The organism is Anabaena sp. FACHB-83 (assembly GCF_014697485.1).
Classification (GTDB): Bacteria; Cyanobacteriota; Cyanobacteriia; order Cyanobacteriales; family Nostocaceae; genus Nostoc_B.
The window spans coordinates 126,402-142,740 of sequence record NZ_JACJRY010000004.1 but is presented as its reverse complement, the minus strand read 5'-3'; the positions used below and the strand labels follow the sequence as shown (position 1 = coordinate 142,740).

The following is a 16,339-nucleotide window of genomic DNA, read 5'->3' as shown; positions in this document are numbered from 1 at the left end:
GAGGGTGTAGGGTTTTGAATACCTACTATCTACTCCCTACAACATCCAATATTCCTTGATCGCCATCTAATATGACTTCTACACCCACTGGTAAAGCGGCATTTTCTTCGCCGTGACCAAAGGGTAAATCTGAGATAATGGGAATGCCTAAATCGCCCAAGCGATCGCGCAATACTTCTTCCACACTAAAGCTAGGGACATTGGCGGGAGGTTCGCAGCGAGTGAAGCCGCCTAGAACTATTCCCCGCACTTTAGATAAAACTCCACTCAATCGCCACTGGGTTAGCATCCGGTCAATCCGATATGGTGCTTCGGTGACATCTTCAAAAGCCAAAATCACATCTGTAAAATCAGGTTGCAGTGGTGTACCTAAAAGATGAGTTGCAACTGTCAAATTACCCGGAAGCAAAATTCCCGATACCACACCACCACCCCAACCACGGCCTTTAAGTGAGTTTATCTGTTTTCTGGCTACCCAATTTAATAGTCGTTCTCTTGACCAATCTGGTTCATTAGCAAATGTGGTCAATACAGGCGCATGAACGCTAGAAATTCCGACATTAAACAAGCTCCACAACAAAGCCGTAATATCCGAAAATCCAATTAACCATTTTGGCGTTGTTGAGTGACTCTGCCAATCCCAACTTTCTAAAATACGGGTGCTACCAAAACCACCTCTAGCGCAGAGAATCCCACGACAATCAGGATCACACCAAGCTGCGGCTAGTTGATGACGGCGGATTTCATCTTTATCGGCGAGATAGCCCCAACTTTGCTCAATATTCGGACTAATTTCCACACGATAACCGTGCGATCGCCAAATTTCTATACTCTGATTAAAAGCATCAAATTCTCGCAAAGCACCACTTGGCGCAATTACACGCAATAAGTCTCCAGGTTTTAAGGGTGCAGGTACAATTGCTGATTTCATCAATAGATTTTTCAGTAGTGATAATTCAATAATTCACAAGACTCCAACTATATACTTTAGTCTTGACAATGTACACTCATATAGGAATCCGGTTTGATTTCTGAATTTATTTGTGTAGGTAGGGAATAGGGAATGGGGAGTCGGGAGTAGGAAAGAAGCCTGATCTGAGTGTACTGATTTTTTTCATAAATCAAATATGAGTCCCATAGCATTTCACGACAAAAACAGAGTCATGAGAGAAATGATAAATTCAGATTGATTTTGTCTGTCAGAGCGATCGCCCTGTAAAACTAGGTAAATTAACAGAATTTTAAATCTTAATTTATTATCGGAATTTGGGAAAACTAAATACGGCAATACTGGCTTTTTTCGTACCTGAATTTGTAACCATAGTTCAGGGCGAAGCTGGGAAATATCACCCAAAAATGCAAAGGATTGATTTTATGCTTGCTATACATAGCATGACAAATACTCATGAGCTTAATCTGCGATTAGAGTCAACTTTGCAAGAATTACCAATGTGGCAAATTCAGGTTGAATTAGATTGTCCTGGAGATGAGCTAATTAGACTTTTTAGTCAAGAACCTTTACTTCCAGGGATTATTTTGACTAAAAACCAAAGTTTTCGAGGCATGATTTCGCGGCAAAAGTTTTTTGAGAATATGAGCCGTCCCTATAGTTTTGGATTATTTTCGCGCCGACCAATTGAAAATTTATATAACTTTCTTCAGCCAGATTTATTGATGATTCCTGGAGAAACGACAGTTGTAGAAGCGACTCAGAAAGCATTACAAAGATCCTTACACATTGCTTATGAACCAATTCTAGTAGCAGCTACATCAGAAAAGTATGGTCTTATTGATTTTCATCAATTACTTTTAGCCTATTCTCAAATTTATGCCTTAACTTTAACTCATCTCCAGTTTGCGGAGGAACAATCACAACTTGCTAAAGCTGGTTTTCAAGATTTGCAAAATAACTATACTCGTTTATTGCAAAATGAAAAAATGGCAGCATTAGGACAATTAGTGGCTGGTATCGCTCACGAAATTAACAATCCTATCAACTTTATTGCAGGCAATCTTGTTCATGCTGTTGGCTATACTCAAGATTTACTGGAACTAATTTGTTTGTATCAACAAAAGTATCCAGAGCCAGCCAAAAAAATTAAACATAAGATTTCCGATATAGATTTAGAGTATATTGCATCTGATTTTCCAAATTTGTTGGTATCAATGAAATTAGGTTGCGATCGCATTCGGCAAATTGTCCAATCTTTACGCAATTTTTCTCGCCTTGATGAAGCTGAGAAAAAAATAGTTGATATTCATGAAGGGATTGATAGTACACTGTTAATTTTATCTAGTCGCCTCAAAGAAGAAATCAATGGTAAACAAATTAGCATTATCAAAGAGTATGGTCAAATTCCACCCATAGAGTGTTACGCTGGACTACTCAATCAGGTTTTTATGAATATTTTGTCTAATGCTATTGATGCAATACAAGAGGCAATTGTCAAAAATTCAGAATTAAATTCTCACAATTCTAGCTTATTAAACAAACCAGCTATTTGGATTCGTACAGAATTGACTGATGATCATCAAGTCAACATTCGGATAATTGATAATGGTACAGGGATTCCTGAAGAAATCCAAAAACATTTATTCGACCCATTTTTTACGACTAAACCAGTTGGTAAAGGTACAGGTTTAGGATTATCGATTAGCTACCAAATTGTTGTGGAAAAGCATGGTGGACAATTACAGTGTTTATCTACAATGGGCAAAGGAACTGAATTTATCATTCAAATCCCTGTACGACTGTCATCAGATGTGAAACATAACATATAGGAATCGTATTTGATTTGGGAAAAAAACTCAGTACACTCAGATCAGGCTTATTTCCTACTCCCAACTCCCTATTCCCTATTCCCTACCTACACAAGTAAATTCAGAAATCAAACCGGATTCCTATACATACTTGCCAATCTTAATCAAATCATGGCAGTATAACTCTGCACGTACTCATCACAGTAGTCATATTTGTTCTTTTGAAAAAAATTTTATGAGCAAAAAATTGAAAGTTAGCCTCGTCGTGCTTGCAGCTTTGGGAAATTTGGCTTTGCCATTGATGGCTAGGGCTAGTTTTAACGGGAATCTCACTGTAGAAATTGATGGCTTAAAAAATACAGAGGGGCAAGTTTGCGCCAGTATATTTGCCAGTAGTCAAGGATTTCCGAGCGATCGCGATCGCGTTTTAGAAAGACAATGTACTAAAATCACAGAAAAATCTGTCACCATCACTTTTAGCAACTTAAAAGCAGGTAACTATGCCGTCGCTGTGATGCACGATGAAAATAACGATTTTACTGTAAATCGCAGTGACATAGGTTTTCCCCTGGAAGGTTTTGGATTTTCGCAAAACCCAGAAATTCGTAATCGAGCGCCCAAATTTGATGAAGCGGCGGTTCTAGTTGCAGGTGCGAATACAGATATCAAAATTTATCTGAAATATTTATAAGCCTGATTTCCCAGAATCTTTTGGAACATCTTCTGGTAGATTTGGTTGAACCGCCAAGCCACGCATTCGCTTCATCTGAGTTAACGCATACTTTGCGGTTGCTTGTACTTCTGCATCTGGATCTTCGAGAGCGTGGCTTAATATCTGACTCATTTGCGCCATCGTATCGTAGACACGGGTTAAGTCACGGATGGCGTTTTGTCTTACTTGGGGACTGTCATCTTGTAAAGAGACAGCCAAAGCCCGGTTAATTGGTTTAAGAACACGGGTGCTAATTTCGGACAACGCCGCCAAAATTAAGCTGCGTTGCTGAGAGTCAGCATCAATCATTAAGTCTACTAAAGGTTGAATAGCGCGAGAATCTCCTTGCTGTCCTAAGTCCCAAATCGCTTTGCGCCGCTTGGTTGGGTCGCTGCTGTGTAAATCTTTAATTAATTCATCAACAATATTGAGCTTGGCTAAACGAGAAGTTTTTTCGACTGGGATAATTTTTGCTGGTACTGCTGATGTCGTTTCTGGTGCGGTGGTTTCTGGAGTAGTTGTTGAGCTTTCCAATTCTGGCGGTGGTTCAGGAACTGACTCTTCATCTGCTGGACTCAAGGCGGGTAGTGGAGAGTCTTCTGGTAGTTGAGCTTGCTTGGACTGACGCAACCTTTTTAAGAAAAACAGCAGTAACCCAAGACTGCCAAAAATTCCCACTCCGAGCAATGACCACCAAATAAAATCTTTTTTCTTGGACTTGGCTGGAGGCTTAGGTTGAGTATCTGAGGTGGGTGATGCCACAATTGGCGAAGTGGGAAACGGATTTTGTGAAACAGTGGCAGATTTCAGACTCATTTGAGTTGTTTGGTCAGCAACGCCATCTGTTCTTTTTAAAACCTTGGTTTTTTGAAATTGAGATACAGCCAGTTGGGTACTAGAACCGTAAGCTCCATCTATCGCCCCTTTGTAAAGCCCTAAACCTTGCAATTGAGATTGTAATTTTTGTACTTCCAGCCCCTGACTACCCAGTGTCAAAACCGCCTGCTTGGTGGGCTGGGGGGAATTGAATTGGGCAATTTTTGGGTATGTAGGGTTAGATGTGGCTGTACTTGGACGGTTGGGGTAAAAACCCAGACTAGTCAACCAGATGAATACCAGGATAGAGGAAGGACATCGCCTCATATTGCAAGCTTTAGCCTGAAGGTAATTTTGAAATTATCCATACCACAATAGCCTCTATTATGTCTAAATGTTAAGTATGGTTAACAGACTTTTGTGATTATTTATTCTTCCCCAGTACTTGAGCTATGTAAACAAATTAGGGTAAAGTTTCCGCTTCAGGTTCTCTCACCTTGAGAGAAACGGAATTGAGCTTTTTTGATGATACTTCTAAAACTTGTGGCTGTTGTGTCGTAGTTGTTTCGGTGACATTGAGAGTTTGCTTTTGTCCGGCTAGGTTATCTCGCTGATTAATTAGGTAGATGCTGATTAATGTTAGCGCAACGCCTATCCATTGCAACGGACTGAGAATTTCAGAGAGGAAGAGATTACCAAATAGTAGGGCAAAGACTGGTGTGAGAAACGTCAGGGAGCTGAGGCTAGTTAAACTACCACTAGAAGCAAAATAAAAGAATAAAGCATAAGCGATCGCACTACCAAATACTGTGGCATATCCCAACGCCAGCCAATCGGGTGTGACAATATTCTGCCATTGCTGAGATTCTGTTACAGCCGACACCCCCCACAATGGCAAACCACCAATAATCATGTGCCAGCCAGTAGCACTTACCGGGTCAGCATAACGTGTCACAAATCTAATTAATACTGTCCCAATAGCCATCGACAGCGCCGCTAACAGCATTAACCATTCACCACTAGCAAATAAATCTTGCCAATTACCAATGGTGATATTTCCTTGCGTACCCAGCAAATGAAAAATCCACTCATCCGGTAAGCCAATTAAGCTAATACCTGTGACTCCTAAACCCAGTCCTAACCATCCCCAAAAACCAATATGTTCTTGAAATAGCCACAGCGATAATAAAGCCACTGCTAAAGGTTGGGAATCAATCATCACCGATCCTAACCCGGCACTGGTTCGCACCAAACCCTCTGCTAAAAAGCCTTGGAATAACGTCCCATCAACCAACCCAAATAAAGAAATCCATAACCAGGCTTTCCAACCCTGTGGCTGGGGTCTACCCATCAGTGCGGCTGCGACCAAAATTAACACTCCGGCTGGTAACAAGCGCATACCCGCCATGAATAGTGGTGTGGTGTGGGGAATAACACCTTTCATCGCGACCATTGCTGTTCCCCAGAGGAAAAACGGCGCAATTAACAACAGAGGTGCGAAGGGTAGACGAGATGCACTGAGTTTCAGTTGCATGGATTTGCTGAGACCTTTAGTTCAGATGAGCAGAGATGGCTTTAACCAATTCTACCCAATTGTGTCTTTTTGTGAAGGAAATAATACTTAGGTTTGGTGAGTTGGGAGTTGGGAGTGGGGAGTAGCTGACAGGTGTAGGTTTTTTACGTTATGTTCCAAAAACCTTGATTTAGGGTGTATGGGTGTAGGGGTGTGAGGGGGATAGAACTCTGATTAAATCGTGATTTTTAGAGTCGCTACTCATCACTTTGTTAAAAACCTACACTTGTGAGGTGAGGAGTAGGGAGTAATGAGTGATGAGTTGAGTAATGATTACCTATTCTGTATGGAGATGCGTCGAATGATGTAACGAACCGCTAAGGACGCAAAGTACACAAAGAAACTTAATGAGTAATGAGTATTTACTCCCCACTACCTACTCTCTACTCCCTACTCCCTTACTTCTTCCTAATAAATGTTCGCCTACGCGCAAAGCATTAGCCATAATTGTGAGAGATGGGTTAACAGCAGCACTAGAAGGAAAAAAGCTGCCATCAACAACATAGAGATTATCAATATCGTGGGTACGGCAATTAATATCTAAGACAGAGGTTTGGGGATTTTCACCAAAACGACAAGTACCACATTGATGACCGACAGCATCTAAGCTGAGATGTTGAGTGATGTGTAATGAAAAATGCTGACTTTCTGTAGCTTGGTCAAGGGATTTTAAAGTTTTAATCCAGCGTTGAATTAAGCGATTAAAAGCTATTTGATTGTTATTTTGATAGTTAATCACAATTTTATCGCCTTGCACAGATATCCGATTATTTGCATCAGGTAAATCTTCATTCATTACCCACCAAGCTAGAGAATGATTCGCTATTTTTTCGGCAACAATATTGGGCATTAATGGCGGCCCATAGGCAATAATTCTATCTTTATGGATGTTACCCAGTGATTGGATGCTACCCATTGGATAGGGAAAATCATGTTCGCCCCAATAAAAATCGGTTAGTGCTAAAGTTTTAGGGAAAATTGTTTGGTTTGGTTTTGTGCTTAAAGTCATAACGACTGCACAATTATGTACCATATAATTTCGCCCTACAAGTTGTGAACTATTAGCTAAACCTTGGGGGTGTTTATCGTTAGCAGATTTGAGTAATAATGCGGCAGAATTAATTGCACCTCCAGCTACAATCACAATATCGCCAGAAAAGATTTGCGACTGTCCTTGAATTTTTGCTTCTACTTTTGTGACTTCTCGACCAGATGCGCTAGTGTGTAAGCGAACAACTTTGGCTTGAGTAATTAGTTTGACATTATTATAGGCGATCGCTGGACGCATCCCATTAACTTCCGCATCACCTTTAGCATGAACCATGCAGGGAAAACCATCACAAGTATCACAACGAATGCAAGCACTTAAATGACGGTTGACTTCGTTGAGTTTAATGGCGAGAGGTAAATAAAATGGATGTAAACCTTGATTTTTTAGTCCTAAATATAGTTCTTGAACATAAGGTTCATGACTAATAGCAGGAAAGGGATAATCACAATTGGTTGCTGGTTCTGTCGGGTCTAAACCGCGATTTCCATGTACTTCGTAAAGTTTTTCTGCTTGGTCGTAATAAGGGGCAAAGTCTTTATATCTTAATGGCCATGCAGGGGAAATTCCGCCTTGATGAATTACTTCTTCAAAGTCTCGTTCGCGTAATCTAAACAACGCACCGCCATAAAATTTTGTATTACCACCTACATAATAATGTGCGGCTGGATTGATTTGTTTATTTTCTTGGTCATACCAAATATCGTTAGTACGGTAGTAGCTTTTTTGCAATACTTGTTTTGTGTCCCAGTTATTCTTTTCTCTAGGTAAGAAAGTACCTTGTTCTAAAACTAAAATTTTCTTACCGCTAGGGGCTAACTTGTATGCTAAAGTTCCACCACCAGCCCCAGTGCCGATGATGATAAAATCATAATGATTATTCGACATTGATATTTAAACCTGTTAATTAAATAAGAATGGAGAAGTTAGAATTTAGGAACGATGCCCTGAGATTGTCGAAGGGTAACAGGACTTACGCAAGATTATGAAAAAACGAACCGCAAAGGGCGCAAAGGACACGAAGCTATAAGAATCTGAGAGAGTTATTGCGTAAGTCATAGGTAAGACTCTTCACTAATTTAAGACCAGTAAATCGCAGATTTACTATGATGTTTCACCGTTTATTTATCCGACAGTTATATAGAATTTAATTCTGACTCCTGACTTCTGAATGCTTTTATCAAACTCGCATTTGCTTTTCAGCACAAGTTTTGTTGAGTTTAGTGACACCTATCCATTTAAAAACTAAGTCACCAAATTTGGGAAAAAGCTGGAAATTAGAAAATAAAAGTTTGGAAACAAAGCCATCTAAAATTACTTCGGCTTGATTTTGCTTGATGGCGTTTAAAATTGCGATCGCAACTTCTTGTGGTGGTGCAACACGCGCTAAACTAGGCGCAGGTACTCCCAAAGCTGAAAACATCCCCGTTTCCGTATATCCAGGACAAACTACCGACACACCAACATTTGTCTCAGCTAACTCTTGGCGTAAAGCATCAGTCCACATAATCAAACCTGCTTTACTAGCTGAATAAATACTGTTGTATGGCATTCCTTTTTTACCAGAACCAGATGCAATATTCACAATATGACCACTATTTCGCGCTAACATACTTGGTAAAATCAAGCGTGTTAATTCCATACCCGCAACTAAATTTGTGGTCAAAATAGACTGAATATCTTGGAGAGTATAGTCCTGGAAGGGTCGATATTTTTCAACAGCAGCGTTATTAATTAAAATATCAATTTGACCTGCGACTTGATTAATTTGATGTAATAAAATTGGTAATTCTGTTACTTGGCTAATATCAAATTCAATGCCAATTCCTCTACCACCCAAAGCCGCTATTTCTGTACAGATTTCATCCAACTTTGCTTGGGAACGAGAAACAGCAATGATGGTCGCTTTCTCTTTTACTAAAGCACGCGCAATAAATGAACCAATACCACCCGATGCTCCGGTTAAAAGTACTGTTTTACCCGCTATTGATGTCATATCAATTCTGAGGAATAAGGTGAATTGTTAAAGTTGTTTGTTGCTAATGAGACGTAGTAGATATTTGACCTTGACAACAATTTGGCAACCTGCGATCAATTTTTGCAAGCTGATAATTTAAGACTCAATTTTGTTTTATAGAACACTTTTTTCGATGATTAATAATGCTGAAATACTAGTTTTTCAGGTTTTAAATGTAGCGCAACCCCTGTTGAATTTTAACTTGAAATGACTTTATACAGGAGATTAATTTTTAATTTACTATATTTTAAAAATTGCGATCGCAATTTTTATTTTTTCTTTAGAAAATAATTGTGTTTTGAACCCGCGTAGGCGGGTTTAGTTTGTATAGCCCCAGACTTCAGTCTGAGGGCTACGTGCTGAGGATGTCTAGCCTCTACAACCGATAGCCAACACTGAAGTAAAAACCATCATCTTGGGCGTTGCTTCCCCGGTCATCTAGGTCTATCAAGGGATATCCGTAATCAAGTTTAATATCAAGCTGTGGTATGGGTTGAAATAATATGCCCAGTCCAATACCGGCAATGAATTTTTGTTGTTGTAAGGTATTTGGATTATCATCCACATTCCAGACATAAGCCATATCAAAGAAAGGTGAAACTTGCAGTGTGGAATTACCAGACGCATCGCGTTGAACTGTCAGACGGTTTTCGACGGTGAGGCGCACACCGTTATCACCAGCGCGGACGTTTTGACGATAACCGCGTACTGACTGACCACCACCGACTACAAATTGCTGGGCGGGTAACAAAGCATTGGGGGTTAGTTGTAATTCTGCTTGGGCGACTAATACACTATCTGTACTCAGGCGTTGGACTCGTTGGGCTTGTGCTAACCAGCTAAAAAACTGTCCGTCGGGGATAGGGCTGGGATTGCTGGTAGCATCAAATATACCAAGACCGAAACTAAATAGCGATCGCAATGCCCAAGCACCATTTAGATCCCGCACCACATAATCTTGACCAAACTTAATTACACGGGTGCGACTATTTCCGTCGTCATCTGGCCCAAAACCAAAGGGTGTCGGCCCTGCAAAGGTAAAGGTTTGACCATTCTGCACCGCAAAACCTAAAGATAAGGCAAATTCTTCACGGGGTGTTCTAATTAGTGGTTGTCTAAAACTAATTTCGTAGAGTTGAGATTCTCCTCTGATATCGAAACCCGCAAATGGTTCTTCGACAACGTTCGTATCATTGAATGAGGTTCGCAGTTGTAAAGTCCCATCCATCGGGTTCAGTGGTAGGCGATAATTAAAATCAAAAATATTTGCGCCTCCCCTAGTGGTTAAATAATAAGCCGCACTAAATTCATCGCCCAGCCCAGAGAGGTTGCGGTAACTAGCATTCACACCCAATCTTTCCGAACCAATGCTAGGAGGAGAATAATTATCAACAGTCAAAGCTGCATTAAAGGGTTGTGCTTCCGTAACACGCACTATCAAAATACTTTGACCAACACCACTACCCGCCCTTAAACTAGCTTCAACGTTAGAAAATAAAGGATCAGCCCGGAGTAATCTTAATTGGTCTTCTAATGCAGCAGTTAAAAGCGGTTTACCTGTACCTAATGCTACACGACTACGCACATATTCAGGATTTAACCGTTTTGTACCTTGAATTTCGATTTTTTCGATTGTCCCTTCAATGACGCGAATTTCTACTATTCCATTGTTAACGGTTTGGTCTACCAAAATTGCCCTAGAAGTAATGTAGCCTTGGTTAAGGTACAGTTGGGTAATCGCATCCGCCGCTTTACGTAGTTCTTCAACTGTGACTTCCCGCCCTTCTAAAGTCTGAATAATTGATTGGAATCTCTCTGGAGGGAAAATTGTACTCCCGGTAACATTGATTTTCTCTACTTTTATCGTTTGCGAACTTTCTGGGGGTGGAGTTTCCGGCGTTGGGGTTGGTGTTGGTTGTATAGGGGGTTGTGATTCTGGCGGTAAGGGTTCTGGCGTTGTTCCTGGCTGGGGAAAGCGGTCTTGATTGGGGTTTCCTTGGGGATTTGGTGCTTGTGCTAAGGATGGCGAAGCTAAAATAACACAAGCACAACTAAAAATCAGGCTGATAGATAGCCAATGTATGTGTTTTTTGAATGACCCAAAATAAACGGTAGATTTTAAATTAGACATTTTAAATTTTGGTTATAAAAAATCACTCCTATGTAAGATTTATTGTTTCTGGTTTTGCTATTTTATGTATCTTTTTTATTATTTTTTAATGTAATTCTCCAATTAAATTAAATCCTGCCCAATCTTTGGGATTAGGGTACTGCTTCATAGTGGCTAACATCGCCTTTTGTAATGCTTGGGCTTTATTCGGGTTTTGCTTTAACTGACGATAAAATTCAGTAGTTAACACAGATGTTGGTGTATCTGGTGCTGCCCATTGCGAGACAATCACACTAGGTACGCCAGATGTCATCAATGCTAACGATAAACCCAGTAAGCCGTTACCTATGCTACCATGTCCAGGCTCACCAGCACTGACAAAAGCTAACCTAGCGCGTAAACGTTTACCTTTTGGTTGGTTATATAAATTCAGAATTTCGCTGGCGGTGAGGAGTCCGTTATTTTCTCCAGCTAATGCAACTCCGCCAGGTATACCTTGTCTTTTGATATCATCTAATACACCATAAGTTGCTAAATGAATGATTTTAGCTTTGGGTAATAAAGGTAATATTGCGGCTTTACTTGCTTGACTACCAATGAAAGCTTTGGTTTTAAATAAATCAGCAACAGCTAAAGCTTCTTGTTCGGAATTTATCAGTTGTGGTAAAGGTTGGGGTGCTTGATTAATTGCGCGGGAAATTTTTGGCATGGTAGGATTACCCACAACCACAACTTTACTTCCGCCTGTTCTACCACGTTGTTCTTTAGCTAACTGCAAGATTTGAATTGCTGGTACAGTTGAAATTGGGTGTTTTTCAATTAAATATTTACCAGAAATATCAATTAAAGCGGAGAAAGGTACAAATAATAATTCATCTTGGGGGATAAAAATTATTTGGGCTTGTGGATTTTCTGGTAATAAATCAGCAATAGGTTTAATTAATAGTTGATGTAACTGTAATAACGGATTGACAAACTTTTGGGTTTGTTTCTCTTGACTATTCACACCCAGGTATTTAGGAACACTAGCAACTATTTCAGGAATGGAATTAGTGGAAGTGAAGGTATTTTCTGGTGTGGGTTTGACCTTGCGGAAGGTAATTTTTCCTGTTGGCTGAATTACCCAAATATATAAGCCATCATCAGGAATAATAGAATATTTGACTAAAGTCGCTTTTTGTGATTTGGCAATTTTTTGAATATCAATAATTGTCGGTAAAATAATTGACTTGTGTGCAGTTTTTAAATTATTATCTTTGGTTTCTGAAGCTAACCGCATTCCCATTATTTGTAGGAATGTCATAATACTGCCTTGTTCAGCTATTTCTAAGGCGGCTTCTGGCTGATTTTGGGTAATTAAAACTTGTTGTAGTAAGCGATAGGTATTGTTTTGTTCCGCAGCGTAATCAATTGTGTTAGCTAAATCTAAACGTAACAATGTCCAAGTTTTAATACTCTCTTGTAGCGTGGTTTTAGCTTCATCGAATTTGTTTGAGTTGAGATAAACAAAGGCTAAGTTATTTAAAGCTGTCCCTTGGGTGTAATTATCTTTATTTGCTTTAGCAGAGTTTAATTGTTCTTGATATAATGCGATCGCTTGCTCGTATTCTTTGGCAAAAGTATAAGCGCGTCCTAGTTGTCGGATGACTTCAGATTTTTGGGTTTTATCGGTAAGTTGTAGCTGTTGTTGATAAAAAGCGATCGCAGCTTGAAAGTCACCTTGAGTTTGATAGGTTTCTGCTATCTGTTTAAAGGTCAAGCTGACGATGGTATTATTGTTTAATTGCTGGGCTAATTTTAACTGTTGTTGATAAGTTGCGATCGCCTGGGGAAATTGCCATAATTTACGATAAGTTGCAGCGAGGTTTTGTAAGGAATCAATTTGCAGTTGATAGTTATTATTATCCTTAGCAGTTGTGAATTGCTTGGAATAAAAAGCAATCGCTTGTTTATACTCAGTCGCCGCATCATGATCTAAACCAACATTACCTAAAAAAGCTGCTTCTCTGTCGGGATTGCCAATTTCTTTTTTAAGTGCTGCGGCTTGTGTTTGATATTTTTTCGCTAACTTGTCATCGCCCAGGGTAATATATGTATTGCTGAGATGTTCAAAAATTTGTACTGTCAGCGATTGATTAGGAAAATTTTGCGTTAGTTGTAAACTTTGGTTGTAATAGTTAATCGCAGTTCTATATCTACCGAGAGTAAAGTAAGCGTCACCGAGGCGAAATAAAGCTGTGGCTTCTCCGGTGCGATCGCCTGTTATTTGATATAGTTTGAGTGATTCTTGTAATGATGCTAAGGCTGATTTAAATTGTCCGTTTGTGAGTTGTCTATTACCGAGGTTTAAGAGTAAGTTGGCGCGATATTGTTGTGCGTCTAATGGTTTGGCGGGAAGGGGGGAGAGGAGGAGGAGGATTATTGTTAATAATAGATGGGGTTTCATAGTCTTTTTTATCTCACGCAGAGACGCATACTTCGACTTCGCTCAGTAACCAGAGGCGCAGAGAGGAAATTGAGAGATTAGTTTTAATCAAATCCTGGGGGGAGTTCTAAGGGTGAGAGTTTATCTGGTTGGGATGGTGTGGGAGAGTTAGGATTAGGTGCGGTGTTGTTGCTTGGAGATGGTGAGGTTCCGGGATAAGTACCGGGGGGTTGGGTTGTTGGGGGTGTGGGTGGGGTGGGAATTTCTGGTTTTGCGCCTTCTAATTGTGGTATTTGTGGTTGATTGGTTGCGGAATTAGGTGGTAAAAAAGTTTCGATGGTGACGGAACGAGTTACTTTTTCACCAGTGGAATTAGTGACTTGTAAAGTGATGGTTTCGCTACCGGGTTGTTGATTAACTGGGTAAGGTATTGTACCGTTACGGGGGATGTCTCCGGGTGCGGGAAGAAGTTCGACTTTAATGTTATTACTACCTTCGACTTTCCAAGATAAGTTGAGAGGTTTGTTAGGTTTAAGGGGATTAATTACTATGGGATATTTTGGTAGTGGGTTGTTACCATCAATTTTAAATTCGAGAATTTTGCTGGGTAGAGGTTGGACTTTTACTAAGTCTGTTTTTTGAGTAATACTTGGTTTATCTATGTCGGTTTTAGTAAATACTTGCAGTTCAAATATATAGTCGCCTGCGCCGCGATTGTTAGCAGGAATTTTACGACAATTTAGTTGATTATCTTGTTGTTTACAAAAGGCTTTGATAGTGTCGGGGATGCCTTGAGTAACATTATAAGTTTGCAGTGGACTGTTGACTAAATTTTCTAGCGATCGCCCAATTACTCGTAATTCTTTGATTTTATCTAAATCGTTAATTTTCCAGTTGAGGCGAATGGTATCTGGACTAATTTTGGTAGTGCTAGGTTTAACTTCTTGGTAAACAGATTGTGCTGGGGAAAATTCTAAAATTTGCGGTGGGGGAATGGGGACAATTTTAATCGTATTGGTTTTAATTGTGTCGGCTGGTAAGTCGGGATTATTATTAGCAAATGCTTGTAGTTGAAAAGTATATTCTCCTGGTTTACGCGCATCTGTGGGTACATTAGAACAAGTTAACACTGCACCCATTTGACAAAATGGTTGTAGTTCTTGGGGAAGTTTACCGTTAAAGGTATAAATTATTGGTTGTACCGCCGCCGTACCATCAGCAAATAAGCCAGTTAAAGATATAGTTTGCAATTTTTTGGGGTGGCGAATTTGCCAACTTAGGCGAATAAAATCATTGTTGGATGCTTGATAAGTAGCGTCGGATGAGAGAAATTGCAAAATTTTAGGAACTGCTGGGGGACGGAATAACCACAGCCAAATCAAAAATGCGATCGCACCAATAATTCCTAACGCCGTCAGTAATACAAGTAAAAATTGCCACCACGGACGCGGTTCCCAAATTAAGCTTCCTGGTAAGGCGGGGTTTGGTAAAGGGAATTGTTGCTGATCTGTTAATTCAATGCGAAAATTCAGCAATCTTCCCGCGCCGAACATGGGACGATACCACCATTTCACAGGTGTGACTGTCACTTGGGTTGCAGCTTTTTCCCCTGGTAATACACGTAAAACCGTTGGCGAAGTTACGTAAGTACACACCTGATCTTCATCGACAGGAACCGCTTGACAAGTAATTTCCCTGACAGTATTACCCGCATTCGTGAATTTAACTTCAAAAGTTCCACCTTTGCGTCTCACCCGATTTACCACAATCAGCATTTCTGCATTTAGCAGATAAGAGGGTAAAATTTCCCAATAAATCACGTCCAACAGCATCAAATCGGGATTATTCGCCGAATACAAGCGGATGCTGGGGTAATAAAGTCCGGCGTTTGCGCCTAGTGGTGGTTGAAACTGAAGTAATATTTCTCCTTTCTCGCCGGGGTTGAGATTCAAACCCATATTCGGGATGACAAGTCCGGCGGTTTCCAAGCCTTCGGGATAGCGGATACTCACCCATTCTTCGGGTAAATCAAGACAACTGAGGCGAAATCTGTCTACCCTATCCGAACGGTTGTGGACATTAACATTAACTTGCAAGATTCCGCCTGGGGGAATTTTGGCAGGCGATCGCGAACTTGTTAAAGGTAGTAAGCTAAAAGTTGGGTCACTAACTCTAACTACCGTTTCAATTGCTGGTAAAACCTGAATTTTTGCCCCATGTCGAATTGGCGTATCTTCAGGATAATGTAGCGGCGCATCAACAACAATTGCATAGTTATAAGTGCTGGGAATTGCTGTTACAGGTACTTGAAATTCAAATAACACCTCACCCACAGAATTTGGACTCAGTGCTAACCTTTGCTTTGGTGCATCACACCATTGAATTAATTGCGGCGATAATTCATCAATAAAAATATCAATTAAGGCACTTTCTTGACCTTTATTAGTAACCGTTACATTCAGGTCAAATTTTCCCCCAGCCTGGACTGCATAATCACCAGAAGGATTAAAAATAATCGCCAGAGGATTTCCCGGCGCAAGAGTTTGTTGCAGATTTTGTTGTTGAATACCGCGTTTTGCTGCCAAATTAACGCGATATTTCACCTCACCACCAGTTAAGATTTGCTGGACAAAACCTTCGTCAACTAATTCATCTAATAAAGCTAAAGTTGCTTGTTGATTTAAATCTAAATGAATTGATACTTGGGTGAGGGTAACGCTATCAGGATGCTTAATTAACCACTGGACAATTTTGCGCTGCTGTGGGGGTAACAGTAACACATCTGCCATACTCAAACCGAGTTGGGAATTACTAGTTCTTGAATTTATGGCAGTCATGTTTACCCCCAAAAATTTAAAAGTAAAAAGGTAAAAGTAAA

10 protein-coding genes are annotated in these 16,339 nt (G+C 40.1%); 2 read left to right on the top strand and 8 right to left on the bottom strand.

Annotated features, from left to right (window positions below):
- Positions 1-25 precede the first annotated feature (25 nt).
- Positions 26-931, bottom strand: coding sequence for an LD-carboxypeptidase (locus H6G79_RS06560; RefSeq protein ID WP_190590508.1), 906 nt, complete (start codon positions 929-931; stop codon positions 26-28).
- Positions 932-1,374: 443 nt separating this feature from the next.
- On the opposite strand from H6G79_RS06560, the gene H6G79_RS06555 reads away from it, so the two are divergent.
- Together H6G79_RS06555 and H6G79_RS06550 are read left to right on the top strand one after the other, a co-directional pair.
- A complete protein-coding gene (locus H6G79_RS06555) occupies positions 1,375-2,781 on the top strand; it encodes an ATP-binding protein (RefSeq protein ID WP_190590509.1) in 1,407 nt (468 codons plus the stop codon).
- A gap of 214 nt (positions 2,782-2,995) precedes the next feature.
- Positions 2,996-3,451: a DUF2141 domain-containing protein gene (locus H6G79_RS06550; protein ID WP_190590510.1), complete on the top strand. Its 456-nt coding sequence runs from the start codon at positions 2,996-2,998 to the stop codon at positions 3,449-3,451.
- Here the strand turns inward: H6G79_RS06550 and H6G79_RS06545 are convergent.
- The 7 genes from H6G79_RS06545 to H6G79_RS06515 all read right to left on the bottom strand — a co-directional run bounded on the left by H6G79_RS06545 (position 3,446) and on the right by H6G79_RS06515 (position 16,298).
- The gene (locus H6G79_RS06545) at positions 3,446-4,615 is read right to left on the bottom strand and encodes a peptidoglycan-binding protein (RefSeq protein WP_190590511.1); all 1,170 of its coding nucleotides are present in this window, start codon (positions 4,613-4,615) and stop codon (positions 3,446-3,448) included. The genes H6G79_RS06550 and H6G79_RS06545 overlap by 6 nt on opposite strands.
- Before the next feature lie 136 nt (positions 4,616-4,751).
- Entirely contained in the window at positions 4,752-5,822 is a 1,071-nt protein-coding gene (locus tag H6G79_RS06540) for a DMT family transporter (RefSeq protein WP_190590512.1), read from the bottom strand.
- Between the two features lie 415 nt (positions 5,823-6,237).
- Positions 6,238-7,797 carry a GMC oxidoreductase gene (locus tag H6G79_RS06535; RefSeq protein ID WP_190590513.1) on the bottom strand — a complete coding sequence of 520 codons (1,560 nt, stop codon included), beginning with the start codon at positions 7,795-7,797 and terminating at the stop codon, positions 6,238-6,240.
- A 292-nt stretch (positions 7,798-8,089) separates the two neighbouring features.
- Positions 8,090-8,905 (bottom strand): SDR family oxidoreductase, encoded by an 816-nt coding sequence (locus tag H6G79_RS06530; RefSeq protein WP_190590514.1) that lies wholly within the window; start codon positions 8,903-8,905, stop codon positions 8,090-8,092.
- 397 nt (positions 8,906-9,302) lie between these two features.
- Positions 9,303-11,057, bottom strand: a complete 1,755-nt coding sequence (locus H6G79_RS06525) for a ShlB/FhaC/HecB family hemolysin secretion/activation protein (RefSeq protein ID WP_190590515.1) — start codon at positions 11,055-11,057, stop codon at positions 9,303-9,305.
- A gap of 85 nt (positions 11,058-11,142) precedes the next feature.
- The gene (locus H6G79_RS06520; protein WP_190590516.1) at positions 11,143-13,482 is read right to left on the bottom strand and encodes a CHAT domain-containing protein; all 2,340 of its coding nucleotides are present in this window, start codon (positions 13,480-13,482) and stop codon (positions 11,143-11,145) included.
- Positions 13,483-13,565: 83 nt separating this feature from the next.
- Entirely contained in the window at positions 13,566-16,298 is a 2,733-nt protein-coding gene (locus tag H6G79_RS06515; RefSeq protein ID WP_190590517.1) for a hypothetical protein, read from the bottom strand.
- Positions 16,299-16,339 lie beyond the last annotated feature (41 nt).